General features: G+C 41.2%; 16 protein-coding genes. 9 read left to right on the top strand and 7 right to left on the bottom strand.

Translation table 11 applies throughout. The features are described from left to right. Positions 1–633 carry a phosphoribosyltransferase gene (locus tag GO495_RS22575; RefSeq protein WP_157302005.1) on the bottom strand — a complete coding sequence of 211 codons (633 nt, stop codon included), beginning with the start codon at positions 631–633 and terminating at the stop codon, positions 1–3. Between the two features lie 167 nt (positions 634–800). Between GO495_RS22575 and GO495_RS22570 the strand changes: the two genes are divergently transcribed. Both GO495_RS22570 and GO495_RS22565 read left to right on the top strand, forming a co-directional pair. After that, positions 801–2,135, top strand: a complete 1,335-nt coding sequence (locus GO495_RS22570) for an erythromycin esterase family protein (protein ID WP_157302004.1) — start codon at positions 801–803, stop codon at positions 2,133–2,135. 172 nt (positions 2,136–2,307) lie between these two features. Then, positions 2,308–3,792 carry an apolipoprotein N-acyltransferase gene (locus GO495_RS22565; RefSeq protein ID WP_157302003.1) on the top strand — a complete coding sequence of 495 codons (1,485 nt, stop codon included), beginning with the start codon at positions 2,308–2,310 and terminating at the stop codon, positions 3,790–3,792. Here GO495_RS22565 and GO495_RS22560 read toward each other — a convergent pair. Then, a complete protein-coding gene (locus tag GO495_RS22560) occupies positions 3,741–4,310 on the bottom strand; it encodes a Crp/Fnr family transcriptional regulator (RefSeq protein ID WP_157302002.1) in 570 nt (189 codons plus the stop codon). The genes GO495_RS22565 and GO495_RS22560 overlap by 52 nt on opposite strands. A 311-nt stretch (positions 4,311–4,621) precedes the next feature. On the opposite strand from GO495_RS22560, the gene GO495_RS22555 reads away from it, so the two are divergent. Next, positions 4,622–5,749 carry an acyltransferase family protein gene (locus GO495_RS22555; RefSeq protein WP_157302001.1) on the top strand — a complete coding sequence of 376 codons (1,128 nt, stop codon included), beginning with the start codon at positions 4,622–4,624 and terminating at the stop codon, positions 5,747–5,749. Between the two features lie 44 nt (positions 5,750–5,793). Further along, a complete protein-coding gene (locus GO495_RS22550; protein ID WP_157302000.1) occupies positions 5,794–6,117 on the top strand; it encodes a hypothetical protein in 324 nt (107 codons plus the stop codon). 44 nt (positions 6,118–6,161) lie between these two features. On the opposite strand, the gene GO495_RS22545 is transcribed toward GO495_RS22550, so the two are convergent. Further along, positions 6,162–6,956: a hypothetical protein gene (locus GO495_RS22545; RefSeq protein ID WP_157301999.1), complete on the bottom strand. Its 795-nt coding sequence runs from the start codon at positions 6,954–6,956 to the stop codon at positions 6,162–6,164. A gap of 306 nt (positions 6,957–7,262) precedes the next feature. On the opposite strand from GO495_RS22545, the gene GO495_RS22540 reads away from it, so the two are divergent. Both GO495_RS22540 and GO495_RS22535 read left to right on the top strand, forming a co-directional pair. Continuing rightward, positions 7,263–9,170 carry a thiamine pyrophosphate-binding protein gene (locus GO495_RS22540; protein WP_157301998.1) on the top strand — a complete coding sequence of 636 codons (1,908 nt, stop codon included), beginning with the start codon at positions 7,263–7,265 and terminating at the stop codon, positions 9,168–9,170. An 11-nt stretch (positions 9,171–9,181) separates the two neighbouring features. After that, the gene (locus GO495_RS22535) at positions 9,182–10,843 is read left to right on the top strand and encodes a flavin monoamine oxidase family protein (protein WP_157301997.1); all 1,662 of its coding nucleotides are present in this window, start codon (positions 9,182–9,184) and stop codon (positions 10,841–10,843) included. Positions 10,844–10,936: 93 nt separating this feature from the next. Here GO495_RS22535 and GO495_RS22530 read toward each other — a convergent pair whose 3' ends face one another. Both GO495_RS22530 and GO495_RS22525 read right to left on the bottom strand, forming a co-directional pair. Further along, positions 10,937–11,464, bottom strand: coding sequence for a hypothetical protein (locus tag GO495_RS22530; protein WP_157301996.1), 528 nt, complete (start codon positions 11,462–11,464; stop codon positions 10,937–10,939). Positions 11,465–11,606: 142 nt separating this feature from the next. Next, positions 11,607–12,227 carry a phosphatase PAP2 family protein gene (locus GO495_RS22525; protein ID WP_240915299.1) on the bottom strand — a complete coding sequence of 207 codons (621 nt, stop codon included), beginning with the start codon at positions 12,225–12,227 and terminating at the stop codon, positions 11,607–11,609. Positions 12,228–12,339: 112 nt separating this feature from the next. Between GO495_RS22525 and GO495_RS22520 the strand changes: the two genes are divergently transcribed. From GO495_RS22520 to GO495_RS22510, 3 genes are read left to right on the top strand one after another with little or no spacing between them, the layout of a single operon-like run. After that, positions 12,340–13,029 carry a response regulator transcription factor gene (locus tag GO495_RS22520; RefSeq protein WP_157301995.1) on the top strand — a complete coding sequence of 230 codons (690 nt, stop codon included), beginning with the start codon at positions 12,340–12,342 and terminating at the stop codon, positions 13,027–13,029. Next, entirely contained in the window at positions 13,026–14,267 is a 1,242-nt protein-coding gene (locus GO495_RS22515) for a sensor histidine kinase (RefSeq protein ID WP_157301994.1), read from the top strand. The genes GO495_RS22520 and GO495_RS22515 overlap by 4 nt, the downstream gene beginning before the upstream one ends. A gap of 40 nt (positions 14,268–14,307) precedes the next feature. Further along, a complete protein-coding gene (locus tag GO495_RS22510; RefSeq protein ID WP_157301993.1) occupies positions 14,308–14,946 on the top strand; it encodes an START domain-containing protein in 639 nt (212 codons plus the stop codon). 80 nt (positions 14,947–15,026) lie between these two features. Here the strand turns inward: GO495_RS22510 and GO495_RS22505 are convergent, their stop codons facing one another. Together GO495_RS22505 and GO495_RS22500 are read right to left on the bottom strand one after the other, a co-directional pair. Then, on the bottom strand, positions 15,027–15,623 hold the full coding sequence (locus tag GO495_RS22505; RefSeq protein ID WP_157301992.1) for an HD domain-containing protein: 597 nt from the start codon (positions 15,621–15,623) through the stop codon (positions 15,027–15,029). Positions 15,624–15,783: 160 nt separating this feature from the next. Beyond that, positions 15,784–17,391 (bottom strand): SusD/RagB family nutrient-binding outer membrane lipoprotein, encoded by a 1,608-nt coding sequence (locus GO495_RS22500; RefSeq protein WP_157301991.1) that lies wholly within the window; start codon positions 17,389–17,391, stop codon positions 15,784–15,786. Between the last annotated feature and the right edge of the window lie 13 nt (positions 17,392–17,404).

The following is a 17,404-nucleotide window of genomic DNA, read 5'->3' as shown; positions in this document are numbered from 1 at the left end:
TCATCCTGTCATTTTCAATCCTTTCCACCTTTCCAGGTAATACATCACTTCTTTATCAGTTACCTGTGCAAAATCTTCGTAAAAGGCGCCAACACCATAAAACTCCTCTGGCACCAATATTGCGATTACTTCGTCTACCTTGTTGGCTAATTTATTTACTGCATTTTTTGATGCTACGGGTACGGCAATCACAATTTTACCCGGCCTGCTTTTCCGTAGGATATTTACCGTAGCCAGCATAGTGTTACCAGTTGCCATTCCATCATCAATTACAATCACTGTTTTTCCTTCCAGCTTCTCGGGGCTTTTATCGCCCATGAATTTTTTATACATCTCTTTCAACCTTGTCCTTATTTTCTCTAACTCCTGCTGAATATAAGTTTCAGGTACTCCGTTACCGTGTGTAATAAAATAATCATTGAGGCTTGCCGCACCTATGGCGTATTCTTTGTTTAAAGGGTGGCCGATTTTTTTTGTCAGAATCACTTCAAGGGGAACCCCCAGTTCTTTAGCGACAATATAAGCAACAGGAACTCCACCCCGGGGTATCGCCAGCACTATACCGGAGTCCTTTTTATATTTTTCCAATTTTACTGCCAGCATTAAACCAGCTTCCAATCTGTCACGAAACATAGCTGTTGCATTTTAAACAAATGTATTAGTGTGCTTGCACCAGGGCAATGATAACCATCAATGCAACCATTGATCATTCTCATTGCCCCAAAATATAAAATTCTTTTCCTTTGGCTAACCAATTACTATGGGGGGTCTTATTAATAACAGGTTAAAATTTAAGGATTATGCCAAGTCATTTTACCAAACAGGCAATCATTAATGAACCAGAAATAATAAGCGCCATTAAGCAATGGGCTTATCCATTAAAGAGCAAAGCAGACCTGCAGCCATTGTTTGAACGTATAGGGGATGCAAATATTGTTATGCTCGGTGAAGCAAGCCATGGTACACATGAATATTATACCTGGAGAGCCCATATTACCCAAAAGCTGGTGGAGGAAAAAGGCTTCAATTTTATTGCGGTTGAAGGTGACTGGCCTGATTGCTACCGGTTAAACCGTTTTGTAAAAGGGTATGATATTGAGAATAAAAGCGCTTTTAAAGTTTTGCACGCATTTGACCGCTGGCCCACCTGGATGTGGGCTAATTGGGAAATAGTAGCATTAGCCGACTGGTTGCAAAAACATAATACCGGTTTACCTGCCAATAGCAAGGTCGGCTTTTATGGTCTGGACGTTTACAGCCTTTGGGAAAGCATGGAAAGTATTATGCAGTATTTGAAAAAAACCGATCCCGCAGCATTAATAGTAGCAGAAAAAGCATTCCATTGTTTTGAACCTTACGGACAAGAAGGGATTTCCTATGCGGAAGCGTCACAGTTTGTGCCGGTGTTATGCCAGCGTGAAGTAGTAGAATTACTGAAAGTGATACAAAAAAAGATGCCAACATATAATACCGATCATGAAAATGTATTAAGCGCTGAACAAAATGCATTAGTGACGGTAAATGCAGAAAAATATTACCGCGCGATGGTTGAAGGCGGACCACATAGCTGGAATGTACGGGACCGCCACATGGCAGAGACACTGGACAGACTATTGAAATTTCATGGAGAGAATGCCAAAGTGATTGTGTGGGAGCATAACACACATATCGGTGATGCAAGGGCAACAGATATGGCTGGTGAAGGCATGTATAATATCGGTGAGCTGGCAAGAACACAACATCATGATGATAAGGTTGTACTTGTAGGTTTTGGATCGTATAAAGGAACTGTGATGGCCGGAAGAAAATGGGGTGCGCCCATGCAACTTATGCAGTTACCCGAAGCCCGTAAAGCAAGCTGGGAATATCTGCTTCACACGGCAGGTCCGGAAAACAAACTGTTAATAATGGATGATTTTGCAGGAAATGATGCGCTAATGGAAACACATGTCGGACACCGCGCAGTAGGAGTGGTATATAACCCCGAGTATGAACAATATGGTAATTATGTCCCTTCTATTTTGCCATTGCGATATGATGCCTTTATTTACCTGGACGAAACAAAAGGGCTGCACCCGCTGCATATACAGCCCCATGGCCAGCAGATACCAGAAACCTACCCTTTTGGCGTATAATATTGCATGTATCCCGCATTTCAATTTGCCTGCTTCAACCCGAAGGGGCTTTTTGAAATTACAAGCATTCCCTACCTGATAGAGAACAGGCTTCCAATCCTAATTTATTGACATTTGTCAAGCCTGACAGCCCTCCTTGTGGTTTATCTTTGTAACAGATAAAACTATGATAATGGGCACTGCAATATTTACATCTAAATACACAATCGCCTTGAGTGTTCTGTTATCAGGACTCTGTTATTATTTTGGAAATGGATTAAATGGAGATTTTTGGTATCTGGTATGGCTTGCCCCGGTTCCAATTATTTGTCTCGCTATTGCAAATTCAAAAAAGGTCACCTTTCTGGCTTCATTTATAGCATATCTGATTGGAAGATTAAGTTGGTTTTGGTATTTGGTGAAGGTAACTACAATGCTACCAGCGATATTTTTCACATTAGCACCATCATTAATTTTTGCAGGTATCATAATCCTCACAAGGTCAACTGCATTAAAATTAAACGCCTGGTATTCCGTTTTCGCCTTCCCGATATTTTTTTCAGCGTTTGAATACTTACTCATAAAGTTCGCGCCTGATGGGACAGCGGCAAGCATTGCCTATTCACAAATGAACTGCCTGCCCTTAGTACAAATTGCGTCTGTAGCAGGTATTCTCGGTATCACTTTTATAGTTACATTAATACCTTCCGCTATTGCATTTGCATTTTTTTTCAGGGAAGAAAAGAAGGAGCTTACTTATTTGTCAATATGCACTAGTGCTATTATTTCCGGCGTATTACTATTTGGATTCTTACGTCTGAATAATACCTCGCCCAATGATAAAATTAAGATTGGCCTGGTGGTGATGGATGAGAAAAAGCACAACAATTCTGACAAACCTGATAGCATTAAAGATAACGCTGCGGCGGTTTTTTATTTAAAACAGATTGACTCTCTCGCGGGCCAGGGAGTAAGTGCAATACTCTTACCGGAACGCGCATTAAGTATCGATAAATTATCAGAAAATGAGATGATAAAATTATTGATCAATGCCGCGGTCAAAAACAACGTTTACATTATATCGGGTTACACAAATCTTAGAGGAGAAAAAGAATACAATTCAGCAATTGTAATAAATAACAGGGGGAATATTGTTACTGACTACAACAAGATTCATTTGGTAACAGGACTTGAAAGTCAATTCATTCCGGGGAATAATATTGGCTTATTTAAGCTCAATAACCTGCAATCAGGTATTGCGATTTGTAAAGATTTAGATTTTCAGGATTATATCCGCCAATATGGTAAAAACAACCCCAGCATCTTATTTGTACCAGCATGGGATTTTGTGGTAGATGACTGGCTCCATTCCCGTATGGCGATATTAAGGGGAGTTGAAAACGGATTTTCGGAAGTTAGAGCTGCAAGAGTAGGAAAATTGACAATCAGCGACTGTTATGGAAGAGTTACTGATGAAGCCAGCAGTTCAAATCTGCAACAGGCCACTTTAATTGGATACGTTCCCACACAACGATTTGATACGTTCTATACAAGATCCGGTGATTGGGTGGGTGCCTTTAGTCTTTTATTATCAGCCTTTCTGATATTTATCACATATATGAGGAATCATCTTTTTGATTTCAAACGGCTCAATGTTTCGGGAGATATACCCAGGTAGTCGGCTATTATCCTGGCAGGAAGGCGCCTGATCATTTCCGGGTTATCTTTCATCAATAAATGATAGCGTTCTCTGGAATCTGCAGTTATTAAATTTTCTATGCGTCGTATCGCTTTAATATACTCCTGTTCCAGCTCGATGCGGTTCAGGGTCTCCCATCCGGGAATGTTTTTACAAAGTGATTCACGATCTTCAAAACTAAGCATCAGCAATTCCGAAGGTTCCGGGCTTTGTATAGCTGCTACTGAGGGTTCCTTTAGAATAAAACTCGGGAATGCGGTACCCATTTTTCCTTCAAATACCAGGAAACGGGTTGACTCTATCCCTTCCTCATTCGTTAGAAAAATCCGCAGGCAACCTTTAATCACAAAGTACAGGTGCCTGGCAATTGATCCTGCCGGAACCAATATTTCGTTTCTTTCCGTAGACTTTTCTACGAAACATTTATCGATAAGCTCTTCCTGGGCCGGAGACAACGCTATTTTTCCTGCCAGATATTTTTTTAACGCGGGGTGCATGATCAAATATAAAGTTTTTGTAACGAAGTCATAAGCATTTTAACCCTCACTTTTGGCTAAATCAAAAGTTGATCTGACTAAATCGGTCTCTTCACGACTGCCGACCTTTGCATCATAAAAAGATAGCCAAGGAAAAATTGACCACCACCAATTTATCCATCAGATGCTTACTCAGAGGCCGGCTTTGAAAATCTTTCCCATTTTTGTATGCCTTCAAAAATCAATTTGGCAACCCGCCTGATAAACTGGTTGGCCAGGCGGCTATATAAAAACCTTCTCTTTTATTAAAGTTTTTACTTATTTTAACTTCGATGAGTAAAAATCCAGTATACCTTCCAACAAAGAACCATTACGAGATCCTTGACGGCTTACGCGGAGTAGCGGCTATAATGGTAGTTGCCTTTCATGTCTTTGAAACTTTTTCCGGCGACCGCTTCCACCAAATTATTAATCACGGCTATCTGGCAGTTGACTTCTTTTTTCTGCTGTCGGGCTTTGTTGTGGCTTATGCCTACGATGACCGCTGGGGGAAAATGACTCAATGGGATTTCTACAAACGCCGCCTCATTCGTTTACAACCGATGGTGATCATGGGTACGTTAATCGGTGCGGTGCTTTTTTATTTCCAGGCCTGCGGAATGTTCCCGCTTATAAGTTCAACGCCTGTATGGAAGATGCTGCTGGTAATGATTGTTGGTTTTACATTGATACCTCTGCCCACCTCTATGGATATCCGGGGCTGGCAGGAAATGCATCCATTGGACGGTCCCGCCTGGTCGCTTTTTTTCGAGTACATCGCCAATATTCTATATGCCCTGTTTGTACGTAAATTCTCTAAAACACTGCTTACTATACTGGTAGTCTTATCTGCCTGCTTCCTGATACAGTATTTGGTAATGGGCCCTAATGGCGATGTTATAGGTGGCTGGTCTATAGATAAAACCCAGTTACACATCGGTTTTGCCCGTTTACTATATCCTTTTTTTGCAGGCGTATTACTTATGCGTGTGGGTAAACTGATCCATATAAAAGGCGCCTTTACCATATGCAGTCTGCTACTGGTTGCTATTTTCATGGTTCCGAGAATCGGAGGCAGCGGGCATCTCTGGATGAATGGTTTGTATGAATCTGTTTGTATCATCATATTTTTCCCCTTGATCGTATCTATCGGAGCAGGGGGCAGTATTACCCGAAAATATGCAAGTAAAGTATGCAAGTTCCTCGGGGCAATATCATACCCGCTTTATATCACGCATTATCCACTGATCTATTTGCATCTGGCCTGGGTTAAAAACTATAACGTTTCTACGTCAACTGGTCTTTGGGGTGGTGTAGTGGTGCTTATTGGCAGTATTGTTATTGCCTATGCATCTTTGAAACTCTACGACGAACCAGTTCGCAAATGGCTTACTAACAGGTTTCTAAAGAAGCAATCCTGATGTTCAATTATTAAATAACAGAAAAGATGAAACCTCTGTATAGTATGTTAAAAGCAATACTCCTGCTTACCGGATTTTTTCTGATGGTAACATCATGTATACACCATTCACCTGCAGTAGATGTTGCAAAATCAACGATAATAGCAGTTAATCGTAGTCACCCGGATAGTTCAAAAATTATCAGAGAAGATGATTCTATACTATCTGAATTTATTCCCGAAAATTATACTATTCTTGATACAATTTCGGGTGATCTGAATCTTGACCAGTACCCTGATATGATAATAGTATTAAAGAAAATGAATGAAGCAGAAATTTCGTTTGATGGGTATCGGTTACCTTACACTTTAATCTGCACTGCAACCTGATCCTGTGCCATCGCGTAAGATCCCGGGCATACAATTCTTTTTGTTTATACTTCTGTTGATGTTGCCTTTGTAAACGCTGAATGATAACCTAAAAAGAAGAATGCGATCAGCACAATACCGGGAACGCTTTCTAATAAATAATAACTATCAGACTTATCAAACGGCATTAGAACCAATGCAAAAACATGATAACGGCACCACATGAAAAGCTCATAAGCAAACTCATTAAATAACCAGAGGGAGATATAAAGAAATAAGATGTTTTTCGCCTTCAGCTTTATTTTTTCTGATGTTCTTAACACGTATATACCTAATGCAAATAATATTAATGGTATATAAATCCTGAGCTGAAAGATCGTCCCATGTATATATTTGTCAATAGATCTGTTACGTGTATGTTCTGCAGAATAACCATCCATTTTAAATAGAAAATAATCTATGACAGCAGAGAGAATAAGTATGCCAGCCAGCACAGTAACATCCTTTAAATTTATCTTACAGATAAGCAGAGAGAACGTAATCTCCACAGGTATTCCTTCTTTTTCCCAACGTGCAAACCCTAAAGAGAATAATGCCACAAAAAATATAAATACATCTTTTGTAAGATCAATAATACGATACACATTACCCGCACTATAAGACAGGAAAAAGTAATTGAGTAAACTGATCTGGGTTTTCGCTGCTTTTCCGGAAAATTCGGTAAAATGGAGAAGAAGCGCCGCTACTATAAAACAGACCGCTGTAAATATGATAGTTGGACCGATAGTTCGCCGTAGATATTGTTGATAATAATCAACGATATCAGTAAGCTGGCTTCTGAGATAGTCTGCGAATTTCATAGTGTTTATATTTTACAGGGATTGTTTCTTTTATGATAACTCAGCACAACTCATATTCTTAGTAGAGAGATATCATAATATTGCAAGATATTACATTCATTTTTTATATTTAACATCTTTTTTGCCAAAATCTGTTGTAGCAAAGAATCTAACTTAGCTGACCTCTCTCCCAAAAGAAATAATAAATAAATGTTTTTAGATTTTAAACAATCCGGAATAACAACATGTTAATTAGGGAAAAGCCCTTTTAAACCTCAAAATAACATTCAAGGAAATATCCTTTAAAGACCAAAATTCCAATAGCTTATGGAAAACAAACAGCCTGCCAGCCCTACTCGCTGGACGCGGGATTACGTATTCGATATCCTTAAAGACCTTGGTATCCATTACATTTTTGGTGTACCCGGAACAAATGAAATTCCTATTATTGATGGCACCTCTTACCCCGAAAACGAAGTAGAATATATTGAATGCCTCCATGAAAATATTGCAATAGGCGCGGCGATGGGATCTGCGCGGATGACAGGGAAGCCGGGAGTGCTGGTAGTACACGTTACACCCGGTATTGCTCACAGTATAGGTAATCTTTTCAATGCTTGCCGTTCTGAAATGCCCCTGGTAATTCTTTGCTGCCAGCAGCAGAACGAACTGGTTACACAAGAACCTTTACTGGCATCTAACCTGGTAGAACTAGCCCGTCAGTACACCAAATGGTCTCATGAAGTGCGTACTCCCGATGAAATAGCCATGGTGTTGCAAAGGGCATTTAAAGAGGCGATGGCGCCTCCTAATGGCCCTGTATTTATTTCCATCCCCTGGGATTTTACCATGGTGGCCATCGAAGATAACCAGAAGGTAAAAGGAGTAACCCGCATTTCACCACATTTTACAGGTGATGAAGCAACGATTAAACAGGCTGCCGGTATGCTGTCTGCCGCCAGTAAGCCGGTTATTGTTGCCGGAGATGCGGTCGGATATGCAGATGCCTGGGCTGAATTACAGGAACTGGCAACGTTGATAGGAGCGCCGGTAGTATTACAGACCTTTAGCAGTGTAGCTAACTTTCCTAATAACGATTATCACTGGCAGGGAGAACTGCCCGGCAGTCAGGCTGGTATACAAGCCGTATTTAAAGAGCATGATGTAGCCTTCCTGGTAGGCTTTGGAGCACAGGCCCAGCTGGCAGTATATAAATATTCTGACGGGCCGCTCTTCCCTCCGCATCTGAAACAGATCTACCTTACAAACAACACCTGGGATATCGCCAAGAACTATTATGGTGAAGCTGCCATCTTTGGAGATATAAAGGTTACGTTACCCCTACTGAATGCCCAGATCAAATCAGAGGGGGCCGCAGCCAGAAATGACAGTATGAAACTGATGGCAGTTACCCGCACGGCAGACTGGGACGCATATCTTCATAATGCTATGCAACAAAAGGAAATATGGAGCGTAGTCATTGCAAAGGCACTGAAAGATGCTATTGAAGAACGGAAAATGATGAGTGATTTCGTATATGTGCATGAAGCCATTTCTGACAGCGCACCCTTCCAGTATTATCTTCCATTTGGCACTACAGGTGCAAAACCCATCAGTTATTACTGCGTGGCCGGAGGCTCCCTGGGCTGGTCAATGCCAGCATCCCTGGGTATTAAACTGGAAAAAGAAACCGTACAGGGAATAGGGACCAGGCTGGTGATAAATGCAGTAGGTGACGGCTCCTCCCTTTTTTATCCGCAAACCTGGTGGACGGCAGCTCACCGCCAACTACCCATCCTTTATATCATCACCAATAACCAGGAATACCATACACTGCAACTCGGGCTTCAACAGGTGGTAGCATCCTACGGCACTGCTCCCGGCTACGGGTGGACACCCAAAACAATGGACCCTTCTTATCTGAAACTGGAAAGACCACAGCTGGATTTTGTTAGTCTGGCGAAGGCTTTTGGCGGACAAGACGGAGAAATAGTGAGAACGCCCGACGCTGTAAAAGATGCCGTGGAAAGAGGCATTGACCATGTACTCAATAACGCCTCTTCCTATATACTGGATATGCGTATTGCGGCCAATGCGCCAATAACCCCTACCACCAGTATGCAGCATTATATTGAACAACCAGTGCTGGATGTGTTCCATAAACAGGCATTTAAAACTTACCTGCTGGAAACTGATAAAACTAAAGTACCATCTAACATGCCCTCAATCTTCTAAAACTATTTTTTATGTCAAACGAACAAATCGACATCGCCATAGTTGGCGGCGGTATTTCAGGAGTATACAGCGCCTGGACACTGCAAAAAGAATTTCCGGGGAAAAAGATCGTTGTATTTGAAGGCAGCGATCATATCGGCGGGCGACTACTTTCCGTTAAACCACCACATATTACTGATATGGTGGCAGAGCTGGGAGGCATGCGTATACTCGAAAACAATCAGAAACTGATTGTAGACCTGATTGCCGAACTGAATACACTCCTACCGGATGATGAACAGATTACCCTGTACGATTTCCCGGTAGATGAACCACAGAATATCGCTTTTCTGCGTGGTGTATTCCTCCGCCTGGCTGATTTTACAACCCACCCGGACAAAGTACCTTATAATCTCTCTTTTCTTGAAAAAGGAGATGGTCCGGGTACGATCATTGTAAACGCCATAGAACAGATCGTGCCGGGTATCACGGATGCTTCACTAACAGATGAAGAGCGCCGGGAAATGACAAAAAATGCCACCTTTGATGGCCTTCCCCTCTACAAATGGGGTTTCTGGAATTTGCTTTATCGCGTGATCAGCAGTGAAGCATACCAGTTCAGTATGGACGCAGGTGGATATGACTCTACACTCGTTAACTGGAACGCCGCCGATGCCATCCCCTGGTATCTGTCAGATTTTGGTATCTCCCCATTATATAAAGGCTTTACCAACGGATTTCAGCAGGTTCCTATTACACTGGCCAACCTGTTCCGGACCGGTGGTGGAGATATACGCCTGCATCAGCAACTACATGGCTTTGAATGGATCAATGATCATTTCGAATTAACATTTCATGAAGGAGAGATCATCAATGCCGGAAAGCTGATCCTGGCAATGCCACGTCGCGCACTGGACCTGCTATCACCACACAGCCCCAAGCTACAGGAAATACAACCACTTATCAGCAGTGTTACACCACGTCCGTTATTTAAATTATTCACTACTTATGGCAGTCCATGGTGGAGAATATCAGGATATACGAATGCCGCCGGCAATTTTGTACCTGTTGAATCCGGCCGTTCCGTAACAGATCTTCCGATAAGACAAACCTACTACTGGCCTAAAAATGATGGTACTCCTTCTACAAAAGGAAGGGCTATGTTACTTGCCAGTTATGATGATGGCACCAACATCGGCTTCTGGGACGGATTAAGACCTCAGCGTAAACTAGCATGGCAGGAAGGACGTTCTCATGCAGTACTGAATGATCCGTTCATTGGGGAAGACGATAATGAGATCAAAGAGGCCGATGATGGTCTTAACCAAACCTGGGACCAATATAAAGCGCCCAGACGTATGGTGACGGAAATAGCCCGCCAGTTAAGACAAATGCATGACCTGGATTATACGCCTGTGGTAAGAAGCGCTGCATTCCGCGACTGGGGCGAAGATCCTTATGGTGGTGGATGGAATAGCTGGAACATCGGTGTTAAAAGCTGGGAAGTAAGAGATAAGATCGTACATCCGATAGCTGACTGCCCGTTATACATCTGTGGGGAAGCTTATTCTGATGCACAGGGATGGGTAGAAGGCGCTTTGCAAACAGCGGATATTATGCTGGCCAGTTTTTTAAACAAACCGGTAAATACAGGAAAGAAAACTAATCCGGTCGCAGAACTGGAACACAGCTGATAAAATCACAGGAGAAGCTGATAGCTTCTCCTGTTTTGTCTTTTCCACCCCAGGTATTCCCGGTGGAAAGAGAAATGTACTCTCTGCCAGGTCTCAATGCCCCCAGGTTACCTTTATATTATGTGCGTTTGCATATACTTTGCCCAACGCAGTTAACTTCTCCTGTAACTCTTCAAATTGTTTACCATACTTAGCATCTATCTCCTGTCCTTTTGCTGCAATTTCTTCTTTTGAAGCGCCGCTATCACATAATTTTGCCAGGTCCTTATACTCATTTTTATAAACAGGTAGTACATATTCATGTAAAGCAATGGAAGTCTGCAGCATGTCCTTAGTCTCTGCTGTCTCCTTTAATGCTTTCACATCCTGCAGCGCTTTATCAATAGACAACACTTTCATTTCAACCATTTTCGTAGCAGAAACATCCTGCTGTTTTACGCCTTCGTACTTCACTGTGTAGGCTACAAGCATCCTGGTAAACTGTTCACTTGCGAAATCATTAAAAAGATTAGTGTTTAATACTGCCCTGTCAAAATAATTTTCCGGAGTAGCGGTATTACATGCTGTTAACAAAAGTGACCAACATAATACTAACAAACTGGCAATTTTTAGTCTTTTCATGTTTTTACGAACTTTATTTCGCACAAGTTTACAAAGTATTATTTCAAAATCCGCAGTGGTTAAAGGGCTAAATAACGTAAATTGACACCCTTTTAAATTTAAACCAAATGAAATTCAATTATTTATAAAGGATAAATGCTCTTTATAATTCCTTTATTATAAAAATACGGGAATGCCATATCCTGTAACCTATAAATGCCATCACCGTTCCAAGGCACATACCCGCCAGCACATCACTGGGATAATGCACCCCCAGGTCCATACGGGAATAAGCAACCAGCAAAGCCCATAGATACACCGGCACTATAACATACCATTTTCTGAAGGCCAGACTTAATACGGCTGCTGTTACAAACGCATCTGTAGTATGCCCTGAAGGAAAAGAAGGACTCCCCCCTGAAGTAATCTTCTGGATAAAGTCATACGTTGCGAAAGGACGAGGTTTATTTACCATATGTTTAATCCCCGTATCAGTAATAGAGGTAACCAGCAGGGTTAAAGCGCTGTAAACAGCTATCTGACCTGTCAATTTATTCTTAAAAAGAAAAGCGTACACAAATAATGCGACCGGAATAAATATAGCCACCGGGGTCGCGCTATCTGTAATCATCCTGAAAACCCCATCCATCGCTACATTTCGGCCATTATTGATGCTTCTCAGTAAGCCAATATCCCAGACCTGCATATTACCAAAAGGGAACATGCTTAATATAAAAACCATCACCAGTATACTGATGATACATCTATCTCTTGTAGAATACATCGTTGCAGGTTAAAGTATAAAGTTCCCCCGAAATTCTGTAAATAATCTGAAATAAAGCCTACAGAATTACTTCAGATTCTATTAATAAGTTTGCCTTTAATCATAAGATATTATGAAAGTACTGATCATAGAGGATGAACAGGAGTTATCAGATAGCATCTGCCAATACCTGGCAGATGAGAATTTCCTGTGTGAAGTGGCTGGTACATTTGATGCTGCCATTGAAAAGATATGCCTGTATGATTACACCTGTATTATTCTAGACATTAACCTGCCCGGTGGAAGCGGACTTGATATTCTAAAAGAATTAAAACGTAATAATAAAACAGATGGTGTATTAATAGTGTCTGCTAAAAATTCTCTGAACGATAAAGTTTATGGATTAAAAGCCGGTGCTGATGATTACCTCTCCAAGCCATTTTATCTACCAGAATTATCTGCCCGTGTCGCAGCTATTATCAGAAGAAAAACCTTTGATGGTAATAATATTGTTTCTTTTGATGAATTACAATTAAACCTTCAGGAAAAAACAGCCACCGTTAAAGGAAAAGTAATTGATCTTACACGTAAAGAATATGATCTGTTGCTTTATTTTATCAGCAATAAAAATAAAGTAATCAGCAAAAATGCCATTGCAGAACATCTGTGGGGAGATGATATGGATCTTGCCGGCAACTATGATTTTATCTATAGTCATATTAAAAACGTACGCAAAAAACTGATACAATCCGGCTGTCAGGATTATATTAAATCCGTCTATGGCATGGGATATAAGCTCTCTTATCAAATTGCCCCTGAATGAAATTACTGGAAAAATACAACCGCTTTAACCTGTTGTCCACTATTGCGGTTTTTATATTAGCAGGGGTTGCCTTTTATTTTGCCCTGCATTTTACACTCTTAAGACAGATGGATGAAGATCTCATGATCGAACAACGTGAGATTTCCAATTTTGTTGCCTTACATGATTCATTACCACTTCCCGTAGTAGTAAAGGACCAGCAGATCATTTATAAACACGCCACGCAACCTTTCAAACACAAAAAATTCGAGACCATAAAAATACCTGCGGACGATGATGATTACAGGCAGCTTTCTTTTAGTATCATGGCTGCGGGAAAATGGTACAATGTAAAGGTGCTGAAATCACTGGAAGGCACAGATATCATTACCCACTCCGTGTTCCTGATCACCATCTGTACCATCCTCTTAATGTTTATCGCCACATTTATTATCAACAGGACCATACTAAAAAGATTATGGCAGCCCTTCTATCATTCACTCGATATCTTACAGCACTTTAAAGTAGGCAGCCAGCAACGGCTACAATTCCCTGCTACCGGTATTGATGAATTCAACTTCATGAATTCCACACTGGAACGTAGTACCGCAAAGGCGCTACAGGATTATAATGCATTAAAAGTGTTCACTGAAAATGCCTCTCATGAACTACAGACCCCTTTAGCAATCATAAGATCTAAGATGGAAGTGATTATGCAGGGAGAGAACTTATCGGAAAGTCAATTTGCAGCGTTGCAAAGCGCCTCGGAAGCGCTTAATAAATTGTCCCGCATGAATCAATCATTGTTACTGCTGACTAAAATCGAAAACGAGCAATTCGCTTCAAAATCAACCGTTGAAACAGACCAGCTCTTAATTAAAAAAGCAGCGCAGTTTAAAGAACTATGGGACGACAGGCAATTGCAGGTACATCTGGATATTAAACCCGTCACCCTGCATGTAAATAAAGAACTGGTAGAACTATTATTGAATAACCTGTTCAGCAATGCTACCCGCCATAATTATAATAACGGTGAAATCTTTATATCTTTAGACAAACAGGGGCTGACTATCGGTAATACAGGGAATAATACACCATTAAGTAAAACACACCTCTTTCAACGGTTTTACAATCCATCCAACAGCAGCACCAGTAATGGCCTGGGACTGGCCATCATTCGCCAGATATGCGAAGCATCCGGACTTACAGTAGAATATGATTATACAGACAACAAACATCTGTTCACCATTCTCTTCTGATTCCATTTACCAGTAAATTTGTCTACTTCAGATTTATATTATGCATAAGATATTAATTACAGTATTTCTTTTAGCAGTGAATACTGCATCCGCACAAATCAGATGGCATCTGAACAGCGAGAAAGATGGTATGAAAATATATACCAGTACAGTGCCTGATTCAAAGATAAAAGCAGTGAAAGTAGAATGCGTGTTTCATGCAACCTTATCCCAGCTTGCCACCGTGTTACTGGATGTTAATACAGCAGCAGAATGGCTATATCATACCAAATCAGCTTCATTGGTGAAACAGGTTTCACCTTCGGAAATATATTATTATTCTGAGATAAGTTTACCATGGCCTGCACAGAACAGGGATTTTGTTGCTCACCTGACAATTACCCAGAACCCGGTCACAAAAGTAATGACCATAGACGGCCCGTCAGTACCAGGCTATGTTCCCGTAAAATCAGGTATTGTGCGCGTGAATAATTCCAAGGGGTACTGGGTCATCGCTCCTCTGGCAAACAATCAGATAAGAGTGGAATACAGCTTGCACGTTGACCCCGGAGGAGCTTTACCTGCCTGGCTGGTAAATATGTTTGCAACAGAAGGTCCGTTTAAAATGTTTAAGAATCTGAGATCACAGTTAGAGAGTCCTGCTTACAAAAATGCACAGTTACCATTTATCGTTAACTAGAAAACATGTACCAATAGCCACTTGCTGGCAATACTCTATTATGCTTCTTTAAAAAATGCATTCTATATCTGAGAAACAATTTAACGGGATTTGATCTTTTCTTCGAGGTAACGGATGTTTTGTGCCTTACCTGCATCCAGTTTATTACGGCAATAAGAAGTAAAGAAACGATGATCTTTCAGCAATTGGATAGTATTTTCATACCAGTGAGGGAATTGTTTATTTTCCCTTAGTTCCATTTCCCTTCTCACCAGATCGTCTGTTATTTCAAGGTATTTTGTCCCGAAATGGTAAGTATCTGCATCACAAATGATTTCTTCCATCCTGCTTTTTGGGGTAGGCGGATACCTGGTAGCCATGATACATTCAGCAATGGGTGCTATCAGGTCATCATTGATATGCTCCTTTTCCAGAAATGATCCCATAATATCTACCCCGGCTTCTTCATGTACCTCCATTTCGGCAACAAGATGACCTGTGTCATGAAACCAGGCAGCCACACTGATGATAAAATCAGTCCTTTCGTCTAACTCGTAATACTTTGTAATTTCTTTGGCGTGTATAACGACTTCCTCTGTATGTGTAAGATTATGATATATCAGATAAGGGGAGGTTAACCGGGCAAAAAGATCCGTAACATATTCTCTGACAAGACTTTCTGTAAAGACAAGATCCATAACTCAATTGACTATGTATAAACAAATATCCATAGCAAATCTGAGTAAATTCTGTAGCATAAAAAGCGGGCCGTCCCATATAATGAGACTGAAGAAAGTCTTTAATAACAAAAAAGGATTGCCTCTTACGAGACAACCCTTTTTTTGGTTTTTCATTTTGCTACTTCATCCACCAAACTTTATAGTTGGTGTTATTCCCACCCATTTTACTGATCTGCGCGTTATAGTTATCTGCATTATTCACCGCTTCATCCTGTGCATAAGGAAGACGATAAAAAGTAGTATATGTTGCTGATGGATTGCTGCTCGCATCCACAGGTGTACTGCCTGTTCTTCTCGATAAATTAAATGCCAGCCATGGTTGACGGAAATACGACAACCACTCCTGTGCATAAATCTTACTGATCGCATCCGCAGTTGTGCCGGTAAAGGCTACTTTAGGATTGGCTAAAAAAGCCTGCATTTCCAGCGTAGTTGGAGCTGATGGCGCTACTGCCGCCCAGTTTTCCGATGTAGTGTTCGTACCTGCTGCTACTTTATACCAGAAATTAACAGAGGACGTGATACCTGCATTATATTCTGTTTCGGCTGTCGCTATATTCTGGCCTACACCTAATCCGCGGGCATATGCTTCTGCCTTTAAGAAATGTACTTCTGCGGAAGTCATGATTGGCTCCGGAATATACCACTCGTCACGTATCAGGTACCAGTTGATAAGAGAGAATAAACACCCGTTCTTATTAGTAGGGTCAGTACTTGCATAAGTATATGCATTGATGTTATCTCCCGAACTTACACCTATGGTGTAAGGCGCCCAGTTACCTGCCGCATTGGGTTCTACAAAAAGCTTTGCACGGGGATCAAAGATGCCGGCATCTGTGTTATTATCAGATACCAGGTTCCACATCGTACTGCTCATTCTCACCAGCCCTGTACCACCTGTTGAAAAACTAAACCATCTTGATGATAAATCATAGCCGCCTAATGAAGCCGGCCACATACAGATATCTTCATTATCCCCTAAAAATCCTACACTGCTGTTCAATGCATCCAGGATAACCGGAGTAGCAGTAGCCGCATCTTTCTCTACCATCTGCATAGCATAACGCAGGCGCAGGGAATTGGCAAACTTTTGCCATTTTGCCATATTTCCGCCCAGTACTGTTTCAAAACTACCTAAGGTCTGGTATGCAGTACCCTGACCAGTAACCGGATTCGCCGCAGTGTTAATATTCTTCACTGCCCAGCTAAGATCACTTAATAAGGAGTCGTAGATCAGTTGCTGTGAGTCATAAGCCACTCTAAAACTGGCAGCACTACCGGTATAGGCCCTTCCCGCTTTAAAATAAGGGATATCCCCGAACTGGTCAGTCATCCTGAATGTTTTATAGGCGCGTAAAATGTATAACACCGCCTGTATATTCTTCATGGATTCCTGATCTGACACTGCATTTATTTTATCCTGCACCAGGTTAATATCCTGCAGTGTGCTGTAATAATTGTTCCAGATCTCATTTACACCGTTAGATAATACGAAAGCAGAAAAGGCAGTCGTAGCCGCTAACTGGGTAATAGGATAATAGTAGTCGTTATGAATAGATCCCTGTTCTGTGCTACCCAGGAAAAGAGAACTGTCGATCCTGTTGATCAAAGGACCAATCGTAGTTGAAGAAGGAGCATTATGTGTAGCATTCAGCTCTTCGAAGTTCTTTGTGCAGGAAGCGCAAAGAAACATTCCGAACAATAAATATATAGATATGCGAGGCATAGTTGTCTGATTT

The sequence above is a fragment of the Chitinophaga oryziterrae genome, from assembly GCF_009758125.1.
In the GTDB taxonomy this organism is placed as follows: domain Bacteria; phylum Bacteroidota; class Bacteroidia; order Chitinophagales; family Chitinophagaceae; genus Chitinophaga; species Chitinophaga oryziterrae.
Note: the sequence above shows the minus strand (reverse complement) of the source record. Positions and strands in the feature narration are given on the sequence as shown.